Raw genomic sequence first — 23,292 nt, forward strand, 5'->3', positions numbered from 1 at the left:
TAAAGATATTACATATGTGTCTTCGGATACTGAAGGCATGTAAATGTTTTTGTAATCGAATTTACCGGGCTTTTGTGTGAAAGAAGAAGATTGGATCTTAAGGGTTAAAGGTGCGGATTTTATTGTTATATTGTATGATATTGAGGATAGTAAGGCATATAAGGTATGCAAACACATATTGGAAATAATTAATTTACTTTGATAATAAAAAGAATATAATATTATTATAGTTATACGTCTAAATATTTGACGTATAACTAATAGGGAGGGGTTTGATGGAATGTTTTGAAAAAAATACTTTATACGGGTTATTTATGAAGGTTATTCGGCTTCATTACTTAAAACTTTACGAATATTTGGAGGGATTAAATATTTATCCGGGGCAACCTCCTATTTTATTTTCGCTTTATAAAGAAGACGGGCAAAGTCAAAAAGATTTAGCAAAAAGGCTAAATCTAAAACCTGCAACCCTTACCGTTATGCTCGGGAGGATTGAAAAGGCAGGGTATATTATAAGGAAGCAGGATGATAGGGATCAGAGGGTGCAGAGGGTTTACTTAACCGATAAAGGCAGAAAAACTTGCGAAATTTTAAAAGAGGTAATTTCACGAATAGAAGGGGAATGTTTTAAAGATTTTTCCGAGCACGAAAAGGAAATACTTGAGGATTTGCTGTTAAAAATGTCGCGGAATCTCGAAAATAATTAATATGTAGGTTTAGAGGTGATAGGATGAAGAAGTTTTTAAAATTTTTAAAGCCATATAGGACATATATTTTTGTTTCTCTCGGGTTGGTTTTTCTTCAGGCACTTTCAGAGCTTTATTTGCCAGATTTGATGTCGGACATAGTAAATTACGGAATTGTAAACGGGGATATCGGGTATATTTTGCGAAAAGGTGAACTGATGATCTTAATAGCATTGGGAGGTACATTTGCTGCTGTTGTTTCAAGCTATTTATCGGCTCAGTCATCAATGGGATTTGGCAAGATGCTTCGGGAAGAAATATTCACTAAAGTAGAGAACTTTTCCCTTTATGAGTTTAATAAATTTGGAACTGCATCTTTGATAACCAGGACCACAAATGATGTAAACCAGCTTCAAATAGCAGTATTGATGGGGCTTAGAATGGTTGCAAGGGCACCCCTTATGGCTGTAGGAAGTATAGTAATGACCGTTTCAAAGGATACCAGGCTTTCTTTAATTGTTTTTGTTTCCGTATTCGTAGTATTATCTTTGGTTTATATTTTTTACAAAACGGCCACTCCAATATTTAGAGCAATTCAAAAGAAAATCGACAGGGTAAACCTGATATTAAGGGAAAACCTTACTGGCATAAGGGTAATAAGGGCTTTTAATAAGATTGACTACGAAAAGAGAAGGTTTGATGTAGCAAACAGGGATTTAACCGAAACTTCTATGAAGGTAAACAGGCTGGTTTCAGGACTTATGCCTTTGATTATGCTGATTTCAAATTTAACCTTTATTGCGTTAATTTGGTTTGGAGGAATCAGGATTGACAGAGGGCAAATGCAGGTAGGAGATTTAATGGCTATAATTCAATACGTCATGCAGATAATGTTTTCAATAGTGATGCTTTCTATGATTTTTGTTATGCTGCCCAGGGCATCGGCATCTGCATTGAGGATTCAAGAGGTTCTTGATGAACCATTTAAGATAAAAGACCCCGAAAAAGTTGAAGAAATTAAAGATGTAAAGGGTGTAATAGAGTTTAAAAACGTTACCTTCCGTTATCCCGGTGCCGAAGAGCCGGTGTTATATGATGTGTCTTTTAAAGCGGAACCCGGCAAGGTAACCGCAATTATCGGAAGTACCGGTGCAGGGAAATCCACGATACTAAACCTTATTCTAAGGTTTTATGATATAAATGAGGGAAGTATTTTGGTAGACGGTGTGGATATCAGGAATTTAAAACAGGAAAACTTAAGAAGCATTATAGGTTATGTGCCTCAGAAAGCCCTTTTATTTTCGGGTACGGTTGCCGAAAATATAAGGTTCGGGAGTAAAAATGTAACCGATGAGGATATAAAGAGGGCTGCCGATATTGCTCAGGCTACGGAGTTTGTTTCTTCTATGATGAACGGATTTAATTCAGAGGTATCGCAGGGAGGGGTAAACCTTTCCGGCGGTCAAAAGCAGAGGCTTGCAATAGCAAGGGCGGTTGCGAAAAAAGCCAGGATATATCTTTTTGATGATTGTTTTTCTGCCCTTGATTTTAAAACTGACCTTAAGGTGCGTACTGCATTGAAGAAAGAAATAAAGGATGCAACGGTAATTATTGTGGCTCAAAGGGCAGCTACTATTATGAATGCGGATCAAATAATAGTGCTCCACGAGGGCAAAGTTGTCGGTATTGGTACTCATAACGAGCTTATGAAGTACTGCGATGTATATAAGGATATTGTATCATCACAGATTTCGGAGGAGGAATTGGCATGAGCATAGGCCCAGGAGGACCGGGTTTTTCAGGAAGGAGAATGGGGGGAAGGGGATTTGCAGGTGGCCCGCCCATGACAAGGCCTGCTGAAAAGCCTAAGGATTTCAAGAATACTTTAAAGAGATTGATAAGGTATTTAAAGCCCTATATTTTTCAGTTTTATATAATTATCATTATGACAATTCTAAGCACCTTCTTTAATATTTTCGCACCCAAGGTAATGGGAAAGGCAACTACAAAGCTTTTTGAAGGATTTATACTAAAGATAAGAGGGGTGCCGGGAGCAAACATAGATTTTGCTTATATTTCTCATATATTGCTGTTGTTAGCCGGGCTATATGTTTTAACCTCATTTTTTGCATATATACAGCAGTATCTAATGGTAGGGGTATCTCAAAAAACTGTTCAAAATATGAGAAGGGATGTTTTTGAAAAACTTTCAAAACTTCCTTTAAAATATTTTGATTCCCGCACTCACGGCGAAATTTTAAGCAGGGTTACAAATGATATAGACAATATCAGCGTAACTCTTCAGCAAAATATTACCCAGTTTATATCTTCAGTGGTAACCATATTGGGAATTATTATAATGATGCTAACAATAAATCCTGTTTTAACCCTGGTTACCTTTGCTACCCTTCCCTTGAGCGTTTTTGCGACTATTTCTATTGCTTCCCGTTCTCAAAAGCTTTTTGTAAAACAACAAAGGGTATTAGGAGAGCTTAACGGACACATAGAGGAGGTATTTGGGGGGCATAATCTTATAAAGGCTTTTAACAGGGAGAGGGATTCCATAGATTATTTTAACCGCATAAACGAGAACCTTTACGATGCAGGCTGGAGAGCTCAGTTTATGTCAGGTGTTGTTATGCCCATAATGCACTTTATAAGCAATTTGGGTTATATTGCCGTTTGTATTTTGGGTGGAATATTCGTAACAAAAAGGAGCATCACTATAGGTGATGTTCAGGCTTTTCTCCAATATTCAAGGCAGTTCAACCAGCCCATAACCCAGCTGGCAAATATAGTAAATATAATACAGTCCACAATAGCTTCGGCAGAAAGGGTATTTGAAATTTTGGACGAGGAAGAAGAGGTAGCCGATGATGCAAAACAGGTTTTGGAAAAGGTAAAGGGTGATGTTAAATTTGAAGAAGTGAACTTTAGATACAGGGAGGATTCACCTCTTATTGAAGATTTGGATATAGATGTAAAAGCTGGACAGACGGTTGCGATCGTAGGGCCCACGGGTGCTGGAAAGACCACCCTGGTGAATCTTTTAATGCGTTTTTACGAGATACAGGGCGGGAGGATAACCGTTGATGGCGTGGATATAAGGGACATAAGCCGCGAAAACCTGCGAAAAATTTTCGGTATGGTACTTCAGGATACCTGGCTATTTAACGGAACTATAAAAGAAAATATTGCTTATGGGAAAGAAGGGGCAACCGATCAAGAGATAATAGTAGCGGCAAAAGCGGCTCATGCCCACCACTTTATTAAAACCCTGCCTCAGGGATATGATACGGTGATAAATGAAGAAGCCTCCAACCTTTCTCAGGGGCAAAAACAGCTAATTACAATTGCACGGGCGGTAATTGCAAACCCCGATATACTGATACTCGATGAAGCTACGAGCAATGTGGATACTCTAACGGAAATATATATTCAAAAAGCCATGAAAAGTTTGATGAAAGGAAGAACAAGTTTCGTGATAGCCCACCGATTATCCACCATAAGGGATGCGGACATTATCCTGGTGGTGAATAAAGGGAAAATTGTGGAGAAAGGGACTCACAGGGAGCTCTTGGAAAAGGGTGGTTTTTACGCAGATCTTTATAAGAGCCAGTTCATGGGAGCTGCGGTTTAATTAAAAATCCTCTTCTACCCTCTGCGAGCCCATGATATCATGATAAGCCAGGGATTCTCTCTTTGTTATAAAAAGATTATCCAACTTGCTAACCACGGGGACCACAATTAACGGTAAAAGCATGGCCAGGCTTCCAAACATGGGAATCTTTCCCGAATCGAATTTATATATTATTGATAACCCCAGGGATATTGCAAGGCCCGTAAGGGAGCCTGCCCATGCGCCCAGCTTTGTGGTGTCCTTCCTGAAAAGCCCGAAAACATACGGAGCAAGAAAAGTTCCGGCAACGGTTCCCCAGGAAATAGCCATAAGGGTAATTATGATGGAAGGTTTTAAAATGGCTATTATCAGGGAAAGTCCGATAAAAATTAAACAGAATAACCTCATTAAGGTTACCTTTGATTTTCCAGAGATTTTTATACCCAGCCCTTCGATTAAATCAATGCTAACAGCAGAGCTTGAAATCAATACTAGCGAGGAAAGGGTGGACATGGAAGCGGATATGACAAGGGCCAGGATTATTGCGGCTATGGCTTCCGGCATTGCCATTTGTATAATTTTAGGGACCATTAAATCCGGGTTTGGTTTACCCCCTTCTAAGGGGATGGAAGTGAAAAACAACCTTGTCATGGAACCGATAAAATAGGCCGTAAAGCTTATTACCAGTGAAAAAACCGTTGTAATTACCGTTGCAGGTTTTATGGATTTTTCATCTTTAATAGAATAGAATTTATGGACCATTTGAGGTAATCCCCATGGGCCTAAGCTGGTTAGCACCACAAGGAAAAATAACGGCCAGAATCCCGGGGGTCCAACGGGGGATACTAATTTGGGATTTATCTGGTAAAGTTTTCTAATGCCCGAAACTAATCCTCCTACACTGGGGTGGGAGGTGATGGAATAAACCATTATCAAACTTCCAGAAAACATGATTATCCCCTGAATAAAATCCGAAAGGCTTACGGCAAAATAACCGCCGAGAATTAAATAAAAAGCTGTAAGTCCTGCCATTATTATAAGTGCCAATTGGTAATTGATGTTAAATACGCTTTCGAAAAGATAGCTCAAACCCATGTATACCGAAGCGGAGTAGGGGACCAGGAATATAAAGATAATAAAAGCGGAAAATATTCTGTAAAAAGGCGAATTATATCTTGCTGCAAGAAGTTCCGGAAGCGTGCGAACGTTTAACCGCCGGGTAATTTCTTTTGTGGGTTTTGCCAGCACCCTCCATGCTAAGTAACCTCCAATCAAACTATTTCCAATAGCAATCCACAGTCCGGAAAGCCCAAATCCCCATCCGATTTTTCCCGCATAACCGATAAAAATCACTGCGGAAAAATATGCCGTACCATAAGCGAATGCGGACATCCAGGGCCCCATATTTCTCCCTGCAAGTAAAAAGTCGTTGAGATTTTTGGTTTTTTTCATACCTATTATTCCGACGACGATCTGGGATAGAATGTAAAGAAAAAGAATAAAAAACTTCACTTTAAATACCCTCCTTATTATTTTTTGATAAAAAAAAACCCGCCCCGTAAAGGGGCGAGTTTTTGCTCGCGGTACCACCCTGATTGGTTTATCAAGGAGAAAACCCTGATAAACCCACTCTTCCCCCTAACGCGGGGCAAACGGCCCAGCCTACTCGAAGACCTTTCAGCCTGCAGCATCGGGAATGTACTTCGCCGCAAAAACTTACCGGTTCGCACCGTCCACCGGCTCTCTTTGAAGCTTTTGCGGTTACTCTTTCCCTCATCGCCTGTTTATGGTATATTATTAAAAGGCTTGATAAGATAAAATTTCAACACATTAAATAGTCATAATATTGAAATAGTAAATTGTAAAATATTATCCTATATTATATAGCCTGTATTCTGATATGTCAATATGCATGGGAAAAATTTTTCGGGGGATTTGTATGAGGATTTTTCAATTATTGAAATTAAAAAAGAACGAAGAGGCAATAAGTTTTCTTGAAAATATAGATTATAATGTGGAATTTTTAGAGTACGGGGGGCGAAAGATACCGAGAATTTACGGTGATTTTTGGACTTCAAAGCAACGCCAGAGCTCTTCCATACATGAAATTTCTTACAGGGCGTGTTTTAAACCGGAACTTCCCTATTTTTTTATTAATCTTTTGACGCAAAAAGGGGACGTGGTGTACGACCCCTTTTCGGGGAGAGGGACAACCGTTATCGAAGCAGGACTTAACGGAAGAAGAATTATTTCCAACGATGTAAATCCGTTGAGCGAAATCCTATGTAAACCCCGCTTTTTTATACCTGATTATGAAAATGTAAAGGAAAGGCTTGAGCACATTCCTGTAAAAAATAATATCCTTTGCGATATAGACCTTTCTATGTTCTATCATACCGAAACATTAAAAGAAATATTGTCACTTAGAGAGTATTTAAACGGCAAAAGGCAAGGGGGAAATGAGGATTCAATAGATTTGTGGATCAGGATGGTTGCCACCAACAGGCTTTCGGGCCATTCTTCCGGTTTTTTTTCGGTCTATACCCTGCCTCCCAACCAGGCGATTTCTCCAGAAAGGCAAAGAAAAATAAATGAGAGGCTGAATCAGACGCCTCCTTATAAAAACACGAAAAATATAATTCTAAAAAAGACCGGGAACCTTTTAAGAAAGATTACCCCGGAACAAAAAAAGAACCTCCTTTCAGCAGGGGAAACGGGACTTTTTCTATCAAAGGATGCAAGAGATACAAAAGAAATACCCGCCGGTACCGTGAGCCTTACCGTTACCTCGCCGCCATTTTTAGATGTGGTGCAGTATCATCAGGATAACTGGCTGCGCTGCTGGTTTAACGGAATAGATGCTGAAGAAATTTCAAAGAAAATCACCATGGCAAAAACCATCGAAGAATGGTGCAGTATTATAGAGGAGGTTTTCTTAGAGCTTTACAGGATAACCAAAAATGGAGGATATGTAGCTTTTGAGGTAGGCGAGGTAAAAAAGGGCAAAGTATACCTCGATGAATACGTAATCCCCCTCGGGATAAAAGCAGGATTTACCCCGGAAGGAATCCTCGTGAATTACCAGAAATTTACCAAAACTTCAAAAATATGGGGAATTGAAAACAACCAATTGGGAACGAATACAAATAGGATTGTGGTTTTTAGTAAAGAAAATTAAAATTAGATATTATTATATAAATTTAAGGTAAGATTATATTTGAATTTAATCTATTTATTTCTTCTCTGATACTTTCAATAATCTCTTTGTTGTAAATTTCTTTTTTACCATTTTTTGAAGTAATAGAAAAAACCACAAAAACCTTTCCTCCGTATTGTTCGGTAAATTTTGTATGGGATTTGGATAACCATTCTAACCAGTTATGAATCTGGGGCGTATGTTCGTAGGTTATCGGCTTAATTTGAATTCCTATAAATTTTTTATTTATTTCTATATAAAAGTCTACGTTAAATAGCCTGTCCCATTCATCAGGAGCGGGTAATATCTTTACCCCTAATTCCTCTTCCAAGCGGCCGTATATCGTGTCGCGTTCTGTCGTGTATCCCTGGAACGTCCTATCTATTACGAGTTGATAAATGTAGTTTATACAATCTTTTTCTGTTACTTCTTCGATTTCCGAACGTATTACCTCGGATACTTTTACAAAAAGCTTTCTTCCTATATCTTCTAAATATTCCTTGGCTGTTAGATTTAAGTCTTTTTCGTTCTTAATTAATCTTTCTTCTAAGAGTTTTAAATAAGCCTTTTCCCATTCTTCTGGTGTCTTTGGTGATACTTCCCTGATCCACTGGGCGACCGGACCCACCATACTTTTTTTGTTTAGACCCCATCTATTTGTGGCCATATTCAGTATCCATTCTTTTGCCATTAGGTATCACTTCCTTCTAATAATAAGAATTTTTCCTTAAAACGGTGAAAAATTTCGCGATCAGCTAAGGCAAGTCCGCTTTTTACTAAATAAGCGTTTACAAATATTTTGTTTTTCAAAAAGACGTAAGCATTTGCCGTATCATTTTGAATTTGAGAATTGCCGTCAAACTTTAGAAACACTTCTTTGTTCAGGATGTAGTTTTTAAGATATTCAATGGTTTCTTTTTCTTTTTTTATTTTTATTCCCAAAAACTTTACCTTTAACCCGCTGTCAAGTTTTACCGTATCGGGGGAAATTATTTCGGAAACATTGTAGTATTTTTCTTTATCAAAATCTATGAGCTTTGGGTTAACTACTGGGGAAGCGTCTTTGATTCTCGGGGTGTAGTTTACTTCTGAGAGCTTTATTTTATCGCGTTTTTTTATTATTTCCACCGTATGAAGAAAGTTGTCATTTTTAAGGTTGAGCTTTTTTTCAATTACTTCTAAAAACTTCGGATTTATTTCATATCCGATGCCGTTTCTTCCGAGATCTAAAGCTACTTTCAGTGTTGTACCGCTTCCAAGAAACGGGTCGAGAACGGTTTCCCCTGTAAAGGAAAACATTTTTATAAGCCTGTAAGGCAGCTCCTCGGGAAACATAGCTTCATGCTCTACTTGCCTTTCCCCTTTGAAGTTCCAGTGACCGCTGAAATATTCCTTCCACTCTTCCTTTGTTAAGATCGATGCGCTTTTTACTTCGGCAGGTATTTTTTCGGGGCTTTTTCCCGGTTTCTTAAAAATGAGGATAAATTCGTAATCTATTTCCACCATTCCGTTTGGTGGGTAAGGGTATGAGCCCATTACATTTGCGCCGCCGCTTGTGTTCATTGTGGTTTTTTTCTGCCAAATTATAGAGCCCATGTAATCAAATCCTATGTCTTCGCACTGGGCTATTATTTCTGAATGCAGGGGTATAATTTTATACCTGCCGTATATTAAAGAGCGGGCAAATTGATCCCCGATGTTGATGCAAAGCCTTCGCCCATCCTTTAGCACCCTGAAACATTCCTGCCATACTCTATATAAATCCCTCAGGTATTCGTGGAGGGTTTGTCCGTAGCCTATCTGGTTTTCAACTCCATAGTCCTTGATATGCCAGTAAGGAGGAGATGTAATTATCAAATCTATTTTTTGATTTTCAATTTCGGACATATTTCTACTGTCACCAATAATGATTTTACCCCAATTGATCATTTTTGGACTCCTTTCAATGTCTGGTTGTGATAACTTTTTATGACTGCGTACATTAATATTATAACATTTGCTTTTTCGTAAAAATCAAAATTAAAAAATTTACGCCGTTGAATTGTTTGAAAGGTAGCAAACCTCTTCAAGGGGCAATATTTTTTCCGCAACTATCGTGGGGGTCCTATCATCGTTTATATCGGTGGTTCCCCATATCACCAACGGATGGGAGTATTCAAGATAGAGTTCGCATTTTTTTATTACTTCCGGAAATATTACCAGTTCCAAACTTCCCGTAAGGTCTTCGAAGCTTGCAAAAAGCATCCTTTCTCCGTTTCTCGTTCGCGCCCGCCGCATATCCGTTATTATGCCCGCGACGCATACCCTGTTCCTTTTTTGCATTTCGCATATTTGAGACAAGGTGTGGGTCCTTATTTTGGACGCGGTTCTTTCAAAAAATTCCATGGGATGCCTTGTGACGTAATGCCCTAAGGACGCAAGCTCGTGGGAGAGTTTTTCAAAGGGAGAAAAATCCGATAACATTACGTCGTCTATCAGGGGCTCAAAAGAGGGACTGCTTTCGCCGATAGAAAGCTGATTGCCGTCAATAGCTTTCGTTTCCTTTAGCACCTTTTTTAAAGCCAGAAGCAAAACGGGCCTTTTAATCCCGAAGGAATCAAAGCAGCCGGCGAGTATAAGGGATTCAAGGGATTTGGAATTTATTATTTTTTTATTTACCCTTTTTACAAAGTTGAAAAATCCTGAAAAAGGTTCTTCTTCCCTTAAAGAATATATTTCCTTGATTCCTTGAGGTCCAAGGTTCTTGATCAAGCCAAGTCCGGTTCGAATAAAAATTTTGCCTTCTTCAATTTCCGGAGTAAACCCTATGCCGCTTTTGTTTATATCAGGCAATAGAATTTGTATCCCCGAGTTTCTAGCTTCGCAGAGATATCTTTGAAGCCTTGACGGCGTATCCATATAAAGGGTGAGGAGGGAAGAAAAGTACTCCACCGGGTGGTGAACTTTCAGGTAAACCGTGTAATATGCCAAAAGCGCATAGGAAATGCTGTGAGATTTATTAAAACCGTAGTCTCCGAAAGCTTCTAACGTACTGAATATTTCCAGGGCGGTTTTTTCTTCAATACCCTTTTTTTTCGCTCTATCTAAAAATTTCGGTTTTTCCTTTTCAATCTTTTCCTTATCCTTTTTGGCAATAGCCCTTCTCAAAAGGTCTGCTTCGCCGAGGCTGTAATCGGCAATGATGTTTGCCGCCTGCATGAGCTGCTCCTGGTAGATGAAAACCCCGTAGGTGGAAGATAGCACATCCTCTAAAAGAGGGTGAGGGAAGGACACGGGGCTTTCTCCTCTTTTTCTCCTGACGTATTCTTCGGTCATTTTACTTGTCAGGGGGCCTGGCCTGTAGAGGGCGAGAACATCGGATATTTCCTCTATGCTTTCGGGTTTTACTTTTCTTAAAAGCGTCCGCATACCGCTGGATTCTAACTGAAAGGTAGAGGTAGTATTTCCGCTTTTTATGGCTTCGAAGGTTTTTAGATCGTACAATGGTATATCCTTTAAAGAAAGTTTTACCCCTTTTGTTTTTTCGATGAATTTCAGGGTGCTGTCTATTACGCTTAAAAACCTGAGTCCCAAAAGGTCGATTTTTACGAGGCCTAAGTCTTCCAAAGCGTACATATCCGCCTGGGTTATTATTTCCTCACCCGATGCCCTTTCTAAAGGTATGTATTCGGTTAAAGGCTTATCCGCTATAACTACTCCCGCAGAGTGCTGGGTCATATGGCGGGGTAGGCCCTGCAGTTTTTTTGCCGCGGTAAATGCCTTTTTTGTTTTTTCGTCGGAAAGAACCGCATTTTTAAAGTTCGGGCTTTGATTTATAAAGGTTTCAAGATCGACGGCGGAATAGGGGACAAGAGAAGTCAACCGGTCTACGGTTTCGTAGGGAAGCCCTATCGCCCTTCCCGTATCTCTGAGCACCGCCCTGGCCTGCAGGGTAGAAAAGGCTCCCGCATGGGCTATGTTTTCTTTACCGAATCTTTCCCTTATAAAATCTAAAACCTTCCTCCTGCCCGTATGGCAGAGGTCTACATCTATGTCGGGAGGGCTTATCCTCTCGGGGTTTAAGAACCTTTCAAAAATCAGGTTGTATTTTATCGGGTCCACATCGGTAATAAAAAGGCAGTAGGCTACGAGGCTTCCTGCCGCTGAGCCCCTTCCGGGCCCTACCATTATTCCGTTTTTTCTCGCAAAATCCACTATTTCTTTTACCACCAGAAAGTAACCCACAAAACCCGTCTTTGCTATTACGGAAAGCTCGTAAAAAAGCCTCTCTTTGACCTTCGAAGGAAGGGGATTTCCGTAGCGTATGAGGGCTCCTTCCCAGGCGATTTTTTTCAGGTATTCTTCTTCGGTAAAGCCTTCGGGCACCTTGGCCTTTGGTAAGTTTACGGTGTTAAGGTCAAGTTTTACGCTGCACCTTTTTGCAATGTATTCCGCATTTAGCAGGGCCTCGGGTATTTCGGCAAAAAGCTTTTTCATCTCCTCTTCAGATTTAAGGTAGTGCTCCGGAGTGGTGTAGCGGGGGAACTCTTCCACTGTAGACAAAGTCTGAACCGCCATAAGCACCCTGTGAAGGGTGTAATCAGTTTTTTCAATAAAATGCACATCATTGGTGGCTACGATATCCAGTTTTAGCTCTTTGGACATGTTCAAAAGCCAGAAATTGACTTTTTTCTCCAAGGGGAGGCCGTGGTATTGAAGCTCCAGAAAAAAGTTATCCTTTCCGAAAATGTCCATGTAATTTTTCGCTTCGGTTTTCGCACCATCGATATCGCCTTTAAGGATCAATTCCGGCAACTTTCCCTTTACGCAGCCGCTTAAGGCTATGAGCCCTTTTGAATACCTGCTTAATAAGGTTTTATCCGTCCGGGGCTTAAAGTAAAAACCTTCCAGATGCGAAAGGGATATTATCTTGTAGAGGTTTTTTAGACCTTCATCGTTTTCGGCGAGCAAAACTAAATGATTTGGAGATTCCTTTCCCTCCCTCTTTTTCATATTGTCCACCACGTAAATTTCGCAGCCTATCAGCGGTTTTATTCCGTTTTCCATGCAGGTTTTGTAGAAAGGGACCATTCCGTATAGCCCTCCGTGATCCGTAAGGGCAAGGGAGTCAAAGGACAGGCCCCTTGCTTTTTTTATTAAATCCTTCAGGCGGCAAAGGCCATCCAAGAGGCTGTACTCCGTATGAAGGTGAAGGTGGCAAAAGCCCATATAAAAATCTCCTCCATCCAAACATATGTTCGATTATATTATACACAAAAAAGGAGAAATTTAAAAGAGAAAATAATTTTTGGAGGAGAAATGTGATAACCGGATTTATCGCAGGTATTTTCGCTGCAACATTTTGCCTTTTTTTTAACAGCTTTCTTTACAAACTGCATAAGGATAAAGCAGTGGTTTACGAAGCGCCGTTTTTGGAAGAATTTATTAAGACCTATACGGCGGTTTTGTTTCGTGGGAATATTTTGTTTTCCCATTTCGGATTCGGATTGGTAGAAGGAATCTTTGATTTCCTGAAGGATGAAAGGGGGAAGATGAACAGGACTGCGGGTTGTTTTGCGGTTTTAAGTCATATGATTTTTGGAATGATCGTTTATTATGCGGTCAAATCAGGGTATCCTGTTTTTGCAGGATTTTTAATGTCAAGCTTTCTTCATCTTTTATGGAATATTTTTATATACAGGGTGAAAAAAGATAATAAAAATAAAAGCCCGGGATGATTTCCCGGGTTAAAGTTAAAAAAGCGATAATTTGTCATCAATAGCAGCTGCAGAAATATCCTGAATTGGAATTATCTCCTTTATTTCCCCATCAAACATTAGGACAAGACTGGGCTCTCCTTTAATTCCCAGCCTTTGAGCCATGCTTTTTCCCTTATATACATCTATTTTGTTGAATTTTATTTCGGGGTGTTTTTTACAATATTCTTCTACCAGAGTCATTTTTTCTCTGGAAAGGGCATCGGTGGGATCGTAACATAAAACAATCTGGGATCCTTTTACTCCTTTGAATTCTTTTTCGAACATTTCCGTTTCAGCAATATATCGTTCGGCCATGAAGCCAGCGATGGCACCGTCCCCTACGGAAGTAGCCACCTGCCTTAAGGTTTTTTCTCTTACATCGCCGCAGGCAAAAACGCCCGGGATATTCGTTTCCATGTTTTCGTTGGTTATAATATAGCCTCTTTCGGTCATGTTCAATATTCCTTTAAAAATGTCTGTATTTGGTAAATAACCGATGAAAAGGAAGCATCCGTCTACCTTAACCGGTATTTTTTCTCCCGTTTTCACATTTCGCAAAACAACGGTCTCAAGGGTTTCACCTCCGACAAATTCATCCACCATAGTATTCCAAATAAAATGAAGCTTTTCATTTTTTAATGCCTGTTCCTGAGCAACTTTATTTGCATCCATTATTCCAACGTCATGGATAACGGAAATATAAATTTTATTGGCGAATTTGCTTAAAAATATTGATTCTTCGATTGCTGCATCGCCGCTGCCCACTACCAATACGTCTTTTCCGGTATAGTAAGCGGCGTCACATGTGGAACAAAAGGATATACCCTTGCCGAAAAGAAATTTTTCTTCATTTTTTGCGCCCGTTAAACGAGGTTTGCCGCCGGTGGCCACAATTACAACCTTAGCGTGGTAGTCGGTTCTGAAGGTTTTAACCACCTTTGTTTCTCCTTCCAGTTCTACTCCGGTAACATCTGCGTATTTTATTTTTACACCGAATTTTTTAACCTGCTGTTCAAAAAGTTTCATGAGGCCGGTACCGGAATTTCCTTCGGGGAAACCGGGATAATTTTCTATTTCATTTGTGTAAGTTGCAAGACCGCCCATTAAGGACTTTTCAAGAAGGATGGTATTTAATCTTGCTCTTCCGCAGTATATGGCGGCGGTCATACCGGCTGGACCACCACCAATGACCACAACATCGTAGTTTTCAATATTTTTTGGCATATATTTTCCTCCTCGTTAAAATTTTCATTTTTCTCTATTATGCATTTCGGCGGGGTAATTCCCCGCCGAAATATTAAGTTAAAAAGTATTTTACTAAAAGCTTGGAACCAAAATACGCACCGATAAACATGGAAAGGAAAAATAACCAGCCGTGAAGCGACATCGAAGCCGTGCCGCTAAAAAGTGCACCGATGTTTCAGCCGTAGGAAAGCCTTGCTCCGTAACCCATCATCAAGCCGCCTAAAATAGCCGCTACAACCTGCTTTCCACTTTTGATTTTTTTAATTCTGAACTGGGATGCCAGCAGTACGGCAAGAAGAGCTCCGAAAATTATTCCCAGGTTTTGAATGGAACCTCCGTCATTTAAAAAGCCACCGGCTAACGCTTTTGCATTGGCCTCGTTTTGATAGAATGCCCAGGTTTCGGGATGAGCTCCGAAAATTTTTGCTACCCATGCGCCCCAGTGTACAAAGGGTGTAGTTACACCCCATCCATGGCCGGTAAGGATGAAAATTACAATATTTAGTAAACCGAGGAAAATAGCCCCGAGCCAGTATGGAAAAGCGTCCTTCAAGAGGGCCTTTTTAAGCTTTTCAGATTCTTCCTTATATTTACTCACGGTAACCCCCCTTACTTATTTTTTTCAATGTAAATGTACCAGTGTCCTTCCTCGATTTCTTCTATTTCTACTGAATAGCCTTCTTTTCTTGCCCATTCAGGCACATTTTTCATAGCACAGCTGTGGTCAATTTCAACTATCAATATATCTCCTACATTTAGCTGGTTTAACTTATTCTGGGTTTTAATTAAAGGAACCGGACAAGCTTCACCAAGACAATCAAGATGTACTTCAGCCATACAAGATAACTCCTTTCTTTAATGGTATACTGATTATTCGGCTTTTCTATAGTCCCACCAAAGGGCTAACCAGTATAGGGCAAAAAGAAGTACTAATTGTCCAAAGAAAGCCAGAGGCCATCCCAACACATTGGGCAGGAAAATGGATGGAGCATTTTTTATCACGTTGGCTTTCCACCATCCAAAGTGATAAGCCCCGAGAGCAGATCCTGCGATAAAGAATACAAGTGCAATCATATTCATTATATAGGCTTCTCCTACCCTCATCAGTGTTCCTGAAGCGCAGCCGCCCGCTATTACCGCACCAATACCGAATATAATACCGCCTATGATGGTGTGGATACCTACGGGGCTTATATTTCCGGGTACTGGTTTTCCAGCTGAAAATGCATTGTATTGAATAGCTGCGAATCCAACTGTGGCAATCATAATTGCTATTAATACGGCTCTCAAAAGGGATGTGCTTCCTGTTAGAAAAGGATCCCGGGTGGCAGCAGTAAAGCAAAACCTGGAACGCTGAAGGACAAAACCAAGAGCAATGCCCAGCATCCACCTTATCGCAAGGGGGGCTTTAATATTTGAAAGGAATACTCCGAAAAGAATTATTGCTGCAAGAAGAGCAATTCCATAGCCCAATTGGTTCTTCTTTTTAACAGAGGGTTTTGCAGTTACCGTATGAACCCTGGATTTTAATGAAGCCTGAGGCTGTTCCAATACCAACACCTCCTAATTGATGTGAAGGCCTTCACTTTCTCATGATATAATTATAAAACCATTTAAAATTAATGTAAAATTATTAAAAATTATACCGTTATAAGAATTATTTATATTAAATAAATATGATATAATAATATTAAGCATAATTACCGCTTTTGCGGAAAAAATAAGGTGATAAAATGAATGTAAATTTACTTAATACCTTTGTGACTATAGCGGAATCCGGGACCCTTTCTAAAGCGGCTGAAAAGCTTTTTATCTCTCAGCCTGCATTAAGCCAGCAGATTAAACAGCTGGAGAATTATTTTTCCGTTCAGCTTTTTGAGAGGACAAATAAGGGTGTAAGTTTAACCGAAGCGGGAAGAATTGTTTATGAATACTCCACTAAGATTTTATCTTTATGCAAGGAATTGGATGAAAAAATGAATGCCCTCAGGTCATCAATAAGCGGGATTTTAACGGTCGGTGCTACTTCTGCAATAGGAGGATATGCGGTACCCTGCAGTATTTTTATTTTTAAGGAAAAATATCCAGAGGCAAATATAAAGCTCCGGGTAGGCAATAAAAGGCAGGTAGAAGAAGAATTAAGAAATGGGCAGGTGGATGTGGCCGTAATTGAAGGAACAAGGCCGAGGGAAGAAATTACCGCTGAAGAAATTGCAACGGAAGAGCTTTTTGTTATTGCCCCGAATAATAACCGCTGGAGCGGGAAAAATACCATAACCCTGGAAGAGTTTTTAAAAGAACCTTTGATTGTAAGAGAACAGGGGTCAGGGACAAGGGAAATAGTTGAAGGAACCTTTGCGGCTCTTGGTATAAAATGGAGCGAATTAAATATAATAATGGAACTGAGCAGCAACGATTCTATAAAGGCGGCGGTAGAAGCAGGGCACGGAATTTCTATAATGCCATCCATAGCATTAAAAAAGGAGGTATATAACAAAACGCTGGTTACATTAAACTTAGAGGGTATTAACCTTCAGCAAAAAATTTATGTGGCCTATAAGGAGGATAAAATTTTGAACAAACTTGCCAAGGCTTTTATACATTTTATGCGACTCCCCAGTAGAGGATTTTGCTAACTCTTCTTTATATATACCTGCCATATTCCATTGTCTATTTCCTTTATTTTAACTTTAAACCCTTTTTTGGACATTTCATTTTTTATATTGATAGCTGCACAGCTATGATCGGTATCTAGCACAATGACATCACCCTTTTGTATATTCTTCAGTTTTTCTTCAACCTTAAAAAGAGGTACGGGACATATATCCCCAACAGAGTTGATAAAATGTTTCATAAATTCTCCCTTTCTTATGATTTTTTGCGCTATGCAGTACATTTTAAACCAATCTATATGAATTTTCAAAAGTCAATTTTTATTGTATAATTAACTCTTGTTGAGTTATACTTTATATTAGGAATTTTTTTGAAGGAGAAGCTATGTTTGCACTGAAATTTTGCGAAAAGATAGAAGATTTCAACAGGATTACGAAAGACATCGAAAACGGAATAAAAGGTTTTTTTTCCTATGGGCTTTCCGACTCACAGAAGTCTTTCATAATAGCGGGGCTCAAAGAAAGGTTCGGTAAAAGAAATTTTCTGGTAGTGGTGCCGGATGCTCTTGAGGCTAAAAGGATAGCGGAGGACCTGGAATTTTTCCTGGGGAAGGAAGAGGTACTGTATTTTCCTTCCAATTACGTGATTCCTTATGAAACCGAAGCAAAAAGCCTTGAGTTTACGGCACAGAGATTGTCGGTGCTCGAGAAGCTACTTTTTAATAACTCCAAGATAGTAGTAGCCCCGTTAAATGCCCTTGTAAATAAGCTTGTGCCGCCGAATATAGTGAAAAATTTCACATTAGAGCTTGAATACGGCCGCGAAGAAAATCTGGAGGAAATAATTCTAAGGCTTATAAATATGGGTTATGAAAGGGTCGAAATTATTGAAGGGAAAGGGCAGTTTGCTCAAAGAGGCGGTATACTGGATATTTTTCCCCTTACTGCCGAATATCCTTACCGCATTGAATTTTTCGGCGATGAAATAGATTCCATAAGGTGTTTTAATATTGAAGACCAGCGCTCCTTTGACAGACTGGAAAAAATAAGGATATTCCCCGCCAGGGAGGTTATATTTGACGAGGAGACCGGTAAAAAAGCGGCTTTAAAGGTTTCGCAGGATTTGGAGGAAAAGAGAAGCGCTCTATATTCTGCAGGGAAAAAGGAAATTTTTGAGACATTAAAGGAAAAAGTAGGAGTCCATATTGATAAGCTGGAAAGGGGAATTTTTTTCGAATCAGCCGAACTTTATACGGGATATTTGTATGAAGAACTTTGCTCCCTTATGGATTATTTCTCCACTCCTCCTTTTGTGTTTTTTATTGAACCCGGCAGGCTTATGGAAAGTTCGAAAAACATCGCCTTTGAGATCGAAGAGACCTATAAAGGGCTTTTAGAAAAGGGGCACATCCTTCCTTCGGCTTCGGAGATTTATTTTTCTGTGGAACGGGTAATTGACGAGATGAAAAAATATCCCTCTTTTTATATTTCCATGTTTCCGAGGATACCGAAAGAGTTCAGTATAGGAGGGGTATATTCCTTCCAGTTCAGGGCGGTTACAGCCTTTAACGGAAAATTTGAACTTCTAGTAGAAGAAATAATGAATTATAAAAAGAGGAGATATGGGATAATTTTATTATCGGGGAATGAAGAGAGGGGAAAACACTTATCAAAGGCATTAAGGGAAAAAAACATTGAAGCGGTATTTTATAAAAGCTTAAAGGGAGAACTTATGCCCGGGCAGATAGTGGTGATCCCCGGATCCATAGGTAAGGGCTTTGAGATTCCTGAAATAAGGGTAGCCGTAATTTCGGATACGGATGTTTACGGAAGGCCGAAAGTGAAGCAGGCAAAGCCTGCCATTACTAAAAAAGGCAAAAAAATAACCGCCGTGGACGAGCTGAGCCCGGGAGATTATGTGGTTCACGCCACGCACGGAATAGGAAGATACCTGGGTGTGGAAACCTTGGAGGTGGAGGGCAACAAGCGGGATTACTTCGCCCTCCAGTATCTGGGAGGGGATAAACTCTACGTTCCCACGGACCAGGTGGAACTTATCTATAAATACGTTTCTCCCGAAGATAAGCCCCCGAAGCTGAACAAGCTCGGCGGAAGCGAATGGAGCAAGACAAAAGCAAAGGTCAAGGAATCCATCAAAGAAATGGCAAGGGAGCTTATAGAACTTTACGCCGCCAGGCAAAGTATAAAAGGTTTTGCCTTTTCAAAGGATACGGTATGGCAACAGGAATTCGAAGAAATGTTCCCCTATGAGGAGACCCCGGACCAATTGATGGCAATAGAAGAAGTAAAAAAGGATATGGAAAGCGATAAATGCATGGACAGAATAATATGCGGTGATGTGGGATACGGGAAGACGGAGGTAGCTTTAAGAGCGGCTTTTAAAGCGGTCATGGATGGAAAACAGGTAGCTGTGCTTGTACCCACTACAATACTGGCGGAACAGCATTACAGGACCTTTGCCGAAAGATTTTCCCCCTTTCCTTTGAGAGTAGAAGTAATAAGTCGTTTTAAGTCTAAAGCTGAACAAAAAGCGATTTTAAAGGACTTAAAAAACGGAGCGGTGGATGTTATCATAGGAACCCACAGGCTCCTTCAAAAGGATGTAAGATTCAAGGACTTAGGGCTTCTTATAATAGACGAAGAGCAGCGGTTTGGAGTGGCTCATAAAGAAAAAATAAAACAGCTTAAAAAGAACGTGGACGTGCTCACCATGACCGCAACACCCATTCCGAGAACCCTGCATATGGCATTAAGCGGTATAAGAGACATGAGTCTTATAGAGACACCTCCGGAAAACAGATTTCCCGTTCAAACCTATGTGGTGGAGTACAACGATTCCCTTATAAGGGATGCAATATTAAGAGAGCTGTCAAGAGAAGGGCAGGTATATTACGTCTACAACAGGGTACAGGACATAAAGGAGGAAGCTATGAGGCTTTCCTTACTGGTGCCCGAGGCGAGGATTGCGGTAGCTCACGGACAGATGGATGAGGACGAGCTGGAAGAGGTGATGTTGAAATTCTACCACAGGGAATACGACGTTCTGGTATGTACCACAATTATCGAAACCGGGCTGGATATACCCAATGTAAACACCTTGATCGTAATAAATTCGGACAGGTTTGGATTATCCCAGCTGTATCAGCTTAGAGGCAGGGTCGGGCGGTCCAACCGGCAGGCCTTTGCGTATTTTACTTACAAAAAAGATAAGGTCCTATCGGAGCAGGCGGAAAAAAGGCTGGCGGCCATAAGAGAATTTACCGAATTCGGTGCCGGGTTTAAATTGGCTATGAGAGACCTGGAGATAAGGGGTGCCGGAAATGTCCTCGGGACCGAACAGCACGGACACATGATGGCGGTGGGTTATGATTTATACTGCAAACTTTTAGAAGAGGCGGTAAGGGAATTAAAAGGGGAAATTGCCCGGGAAGAAGAAGTACAGCCCGTTATTGACCTGAAGGTAAATGCTTTCATTTCCGAGGATTATATTCAAAATGAGGCTTTAAGAATGGAGATTTACAGGCGGATTGCAGCTCTGGAGACCCTGAAGGAAGCCGAGGAATTGGAGGAAGAGATTGAAGACCGTTTTGGAGACCTGCCGCAGCCAGTGAGAAATCTTTTAAGTATATCAAAATTAAAATTGCTTGCTAAAAAATTAAAAATTGCAAATATTATAAGAAATGAAGATTACGTGGTTTTTAAATTTAAGAGCAAAGATGCCCTGAATGTGGAGGATTACTTGAAATTAGTCGCTTTCTTTAAAAATAGAATAATTTTTTCCGGAACAGCGGTTCCCTCCTTTTCGATAAGGGTTAAAAATATGGATGATCATAAACTATTTATAAGGATTGAGGAGTTATTAAAAGAAATGGCGAATTTTCTCTTCATTACCTATAATGAATAAAAAAGGTTTGTTACTCTAATACTAATGATGAAAGCATTTTCCACAGGAAAAGGAGGGGAAAAAGTGAAGGCAACGGGGATAGTTCGTCGCATAGACGACCTGGGGAGGGTTGTTATACCGAAGGAAATAAGAAGGACGTTAAGGATTCGCGAAGGCGATCCTCTTGAAATATTTACCGATAGAGAAGGAGAAGTAATTCTCAAAAAATACTCGCCAATAGGTGAACTCGGTGATTTTGCAAGAGAATACGCCGAAGCCCTCCACGATTCCTTGGGGCATATCGCGTGTATTTCGGACAGGGATACGGTTATCGCCGTTTCCGGTGCTCCAAAAAAGGAATTAATGGAAAAGCCCATTAGCTCCGATTTGGAAGCCATAATGGAGGAAAGAAAAACGGTATTAATTAGCAAGACGTCGGAAAAAGAGTATATAAAAATAACCCAGGATGAGGATGGCAAGGTAAGGTACACGAGCCAGGTAGTGGTGCCTATAATAGCCGAAGGTGATCCCATAGGTGCCGTGATACTCCTTTCAAAAGAAACCAATGTGGCTATGGGAGAATTAGAGGTAAAGGTTGCGGAAACTGCAGCCGGATTCTTAGCAAGGCAAATGGAACAGTAAAGGAAAATAGCAGCTTTACGCTGCTATTTTAAAATTTCCGCCGGCAGGTTGTATTTTGATGCATTGGTAGTGAAGCTATTTTTTAGCTTGTAGGCGTACTCATCGTAAGCTTTCTTATCCTTCCAGGAATTTTTTGGATTTAAGATTTCCTCAGGTACACCCGGGCAGTATTTGGGTATCATAAGGTTAAATATTGGGTCCTTTTCGTACTCTACGTCTTTTAGAAGGCCGCTTAAAGCGGCTTTTATTATTGCTCTCGTATAGTTTAAGTTTATTCTTTCTCCCGTTCCATAAGGCCCTTTTATCCAGCCGGTATTTACCAGGTATATATCGGTATTAAATTTTTCTACCTTTTCCTTTAAAAGCTCGGCGTAAACGTAAGGAGGTCTCGGTAAAAAGGGAGCACCGAAGCAAGCGGAGAAAGTAGCTTTTGGCTCGGTAATGCCCCTTTCGGTTCCCGCCAATTTACTGGTATAACCTGCTATGAAGTAAAACATAGCCTGTTCTTTTGTGAGCTTTGCAATAGGAGGAAGAACACCGAAGGCGTCAGCGGAAAGGAAAAATATTTGTTTTGGATGTCCTCCCACGCCCTGGATTACCGCATCGGGTATGTAGTCTACGGGGTATGCGGCTCTGGTGTTTTCGGTAAAGAAATCGCTATCGTAGTCTGGCATCCTATTCTCCCGGGAAAATACCACGTTTTCCAGTATGGTGCCGAATTTGATAGCGTTGTAGATCTGGGGTTCTTTTTCCTTGGAAAGGTGAATGCATTTTGCGTAGCATCCGCCTTCGAAATTAAAGATACCGCTATCGGACCAGCCGTGTTCATCATCGCCTATGAGCCTTCTTTCCGGGTCTGCCGATAGAGTTGTTTTACCCGTCCCCGAAAGCCCGAAAAACAGCGCCGTATTGTTTTTATCATCCACGTTTGCCGAGCAATGCATGGGGAATACTCCGGAGCCGGGCATAATATAATTTAAAAGGGAAAATACCGATTTTTTGATCTCGCCAGAGTATTTTGTACCACCGATTATTATTATTTTGTTCTCAAGATCAAGTATAATAAAGGCTTCGGAATTGGTTTTATCTATTTTTGGGTCGGCTTTAAAACCGGGAACGCAAATGACGGTGATTTCGGGGGAAAAATCTTCATCGATTTTGCCCCGTAAAAAAAGCTGTCGGGCAAATAAGCTTTGATAGGCGTATTCGGTGATTACCCTCAACGGTTTTTTGAAATTGGGGTCGGCACAGACATAACCGTCAAATACGAATACATCCTTGTTTTGAAGGTAAGCTTGAATTCTGAAAAGTAAATTGTGGAAATTTCTATATGAAAATGGTTTATTGTTTTCCCACCATATTTCGTCGTGAATGGTTTCGCTGTCTACAATAAATTTATCTTCCGGAGAGCGGCCGGTGTATTTTCCGGTGTTGACGAGGAGTGCGCCGTTTTCCAAAAGAACTCCTTCTCCTCTTTTTACTGCTTCTTCTACAAGCTTTGATACGGGCAGGTTGCGGTAGACATTTTTTGCATTTAGCATAAAATCGCTTAATTGGGACATGGTCATAAAATCCTCCCTTTTAAATATATATACTTTTTATAAAATAGCGAAAGAAATGTGTTATATTAAATTGGATAAGACACGAAAT

Annotated in this window: 18 protein-coding genes, 1 pseudogene and 1 other annotated feature; of the genes and pseudogenes, 9 read left to right on the forward strand and 10 right to left on the reverse strand. The window is 40.2% G+C overall.

Annotated elements, in window-relative coordinates; genetic code table 11:
- Positions 1-76 precede the first annotated feature (76 nt).
- From ATZ99_RS12185 to ATZ99_RS03210, 4 genes are all read left to right on the forward strand, one after another.
- Positions 77-202: a hypothetical protein gene (locus tag ATZ99_RS12185; RefSeq protein ID WP_281178155.1), complete on the forward strand. Its 126-nt coding sequence runs from the start codon at positions 77-79 to the stop codon at positions 200-202.
- Positions 203-275: 73 nt separating this feature from the next.
- On the forward strand, positions 276-707 hold the full coding sequence (locus tag ATZ99_RS03200) for a MarR family winged helix-turn-helix transcriptional regulator (protein WP_068747799.1): 432 nt from the start codon (positions 276-278) through the stop codon (positions 705-707).
- Between the two features lie 23 nt (positions 708-730).
- A complete protein-coding gene (locus tag ATZ99_RS03205; RefSeq protein ID WP_068747800.1) occupies positions 731-2,458 on the forward strand; it encodes an ABC transporter ATP-binding protein in 1,728 nt (575 codons plus the stop codon).
- Positions 2,455-4,326, forward strand: coding sequence for an ABC transporter ATP-binding protein (locus tag ATZ99_RS03210; protein ID WP_068747801.1), 1,872 nt, complete (start codon positions 2,455-2,457; stop codon positions 4,324-4,326). Before ATZ99_RS03205 ends, ATZ99_RS03210 begins: the two co-directional genes overlap by 4 nt.
- Here ATZ99_RS03210 and ATZ99_RS03215 read toward each other — a convergent pair whose 3' ends face one another.
- Positions 4,327-5,817 carry a sodium:solute symporter family protein gene (locus ATZ99_RS03215; RefSeq protein WP_068747802.1) on the reverse strand — a complete coding sequence of 497 codons (1,491 nt, stop codon included), beginning with the start codon at positions 5,815-5,817 and terminating at the stop codon, positions 4,327-4,329.
- A 47-nt stretch (positions 5,818-5,864) separates the two neighbouring features.
- Positions 5,865-6,091 (reverse strand) — a binding site (T-box leader).
- Positions 6,092-6,244: 153 nt separating this feature from the next.
- On the opposite strand from ATZ99_RS03215, the gene ATZ99_RS03225 reads away from it, so the two are divergent.
- A complete protein-coding gene (locus ATZ99_RS03225; RefSeq protein WP_068747804.1) occupies positions 6,245-7,483 on the forward strand; it encodes a DNA methyltransferase in 1,239 nt (412 codons plus the stop codon).
- Positions 7,484-7,505: 22 nt separating this feature from the next.
- Here ATZ99_RS03225 and ATZ99_RS03230 read toward each other — a convergent pair whose 3' ends face one another.
- The 3 genes from ATZ99_RS03230 to dnaE all read right to left on the reverse strand — a co-directional run bounded on the left by ATZ99_RS03230 (position 7,506) and on the right by dnaE (position 12,709).
- Positions 7,506-8,192, reverse strand: coding sequence for an MjaI family restriction endonuclease (locus ATZ99_RS03230; RefSeq protein WP_068747805.1), 687 nt, complete (start codon positions 8,190-8,192; stop codon positions 7,506-7,508).
- Positions 8,192-9,430, reverse strand: a complete 1,239-nt coding sequence (locus ATZ99_RS03235; protein ID WP_068747806.1) for a DNA methyltransferase — start codon at positions 9,428-9,430, stop codon at positions 8,192-8,194. Before ATZ99_RS03235 ends, ATZ99_RS03230 begins: the two co-directional genes overlap by 1 nt.
- A 99-nt stretch (positions 9,431-9,529) precedes the next feature.
- Complete coding sequence (dnaE, locus tag ATZ99_RS03240; protein WP_083947315.1) at positions 9,530-12,709, reverse strand: DNA polymerase III subunit alpha; 3,180 nt, start codon at positions 12,707-12,709, stop codon at positions 9,530-9,532.
- 92 nt (positions 12,710-12,801) lie between these two features.
- Between dnaE and ATZ99_RS03245 the strand changes: the two genes are divergently transcribed.
- Positions 12,802-13,218 (forward strand): hypothetical protein, encoded by a 417-nt coding sequence (locus ATZ99_RS03245; protein ID WP_068747808.1) that lies wholly within the window; start codon positions 12,802-12,804, stop codon positions 13,216-13,218.
- Between the two features lie 15 nt (positions 13,219-13,233).
- Here the strand turns inward: ATZ99_RS03245 and ATZ99_RS03250 are convergent, their stop codons facing one another.
- The 4 genes and pseudogenes from ATZ99_RS03250 to ATZ99_RS03265 all read right to left on the reverse strand — a co-directional run bounded on the left by ATZ99_RS03250 (position 13,234) and on the right by ATZ99_RS03265 (position 16,035).
- Positions 13,234-14,463, reverse strand: coding sequence for an FAD-dependent oxidoreductase (locus ATZ99_RS03250; protein ID WP_068747809.1), 1,230 nt, complete (start codon positions 14,461-14,463; stop codon positions 13,234-13,236).
- A gap of 73 nt (positions 14,464-14,536) precedes the next feature.
- Positions 14,537-15,082 (reverse strand): annotated as a pseudogene (locus tag ATZ99_RS03255) (YeeE/YedE thiosulfate transporter family protein).
- An 11-nt stretch (positions 15,083-15,093) separates the two neighbouring features.
- Positions 15,094-15,321, reverse strand: coding sequence for a sulfurtransferase TusA family protein (locus ATZ99_RS03260; RefSeq protein ID WP_068747810.1), 228 nt, complete (start codon positions 15,319-15,321; stop codon positions 15,094-15,096).
- A gap of 33 nt (positions 15,322-15,354) precedes the next feature.
- A complete protein-coding gene (locus tag ATZ99_RS03265; protein WP_068747811.1) occupies positions 15,355-16,035 on the reverse strand; it encodes a YeeE/YedE thiosulfate transporter family protein in 681 nt (226 codons plus the stop codon).
- A gap of 182 nt (positions 16,036-16,217) precedes the next feature.
- Here ATZ99_RS03265 and ATZ99_RS03270 point away from each other — a divergent pair, with 182 nt between their 5' ends.
- On the forward strand, positions 16,218-17,120 hold the full coding sequence (locus tag ATZ99_RS03270) for a selenium metabolism-associated LysR family transcriptional regulator (protein ID WP_068747812.1): 903 nt from the start codon (positions 16,218-16,220) through the stop codon (positions 17,118-17,120).
- Here the strand turns inward: ATZ99_RS03270 and ATZ99_RS03275 are convergent.
- Positions 17,117-17,338, reverse strand: a complete 222-nt coding sequence (locus ATZ99_RS03275; RefSeq protein ID WP_068747844.1) for a sulfurtransferase TusA family protein — start codon at positions 17,336-17,338, stop codon at positions 17,117-17,119. The genes ATZ99_RS03270 and ATZ99_RS03275 overlap by 4 nt on opposite strands.
- 143 nt (positions 17,339-17,481) lie before the next feature.
- Between ATZ99_RS03275 and mfd the strand changes: the two genes are divergently transcribed.
- Positions 17,482-21,021, forward strand: a complete 3,540-nt coding sequence (gene mfd / locus ATZ99_RS03280; protein WP_068747813.1) for a transcription-repair coupling factor — start codon at positions 17,482-17,484, stop codon at positions 21,019-21,021.
- Between the two features lie 63 nt (positions 21,022-21,084).
- The gene (spoVT, locus tag ATZ99_RS03285) at positions 21,085-21,642 is read left to right on the forward strand and encodes a stage V sporulation protein T (protein WP_068747814.1); all 558 of its coding nucleotides are present in this window, start codon (positions 21,085-21,087) and stop codon (positions 21,640-21,642) included.
- A 23-nt stretch (positions 21,643-21,665) separates the two neighbouring features.
- Here spoVT and pckA read toward each other — a convergent pair whose 3' ends face one another.
- Complete coding sequence (pckA, locus tag ATZ99_RS03290; protein WP_068747845.1) at positions 21,666-23,204, reverse strand: phosphoenolpyruvate carboxykinase (ATP); 1,539 nt, start codon at positions 23,202-23,204, stop codon at positions 21,666-21,668.
- Between the last annotated feature and the right edge of the window lie 88 nt (positions 23,205-23,292).

The organism is Thermovenabulum gondwanense (assembly GCF_001601575.1).
In the GTDB taxonomy this organism is placed as follows: domain Bacteria; phylum Bacillota; class Thermosediminibacteria; order Thermosediminibacterales; family Thermosediminibacteraceae; genus Thermovenabulum; species Thermovenabulum gondwanense.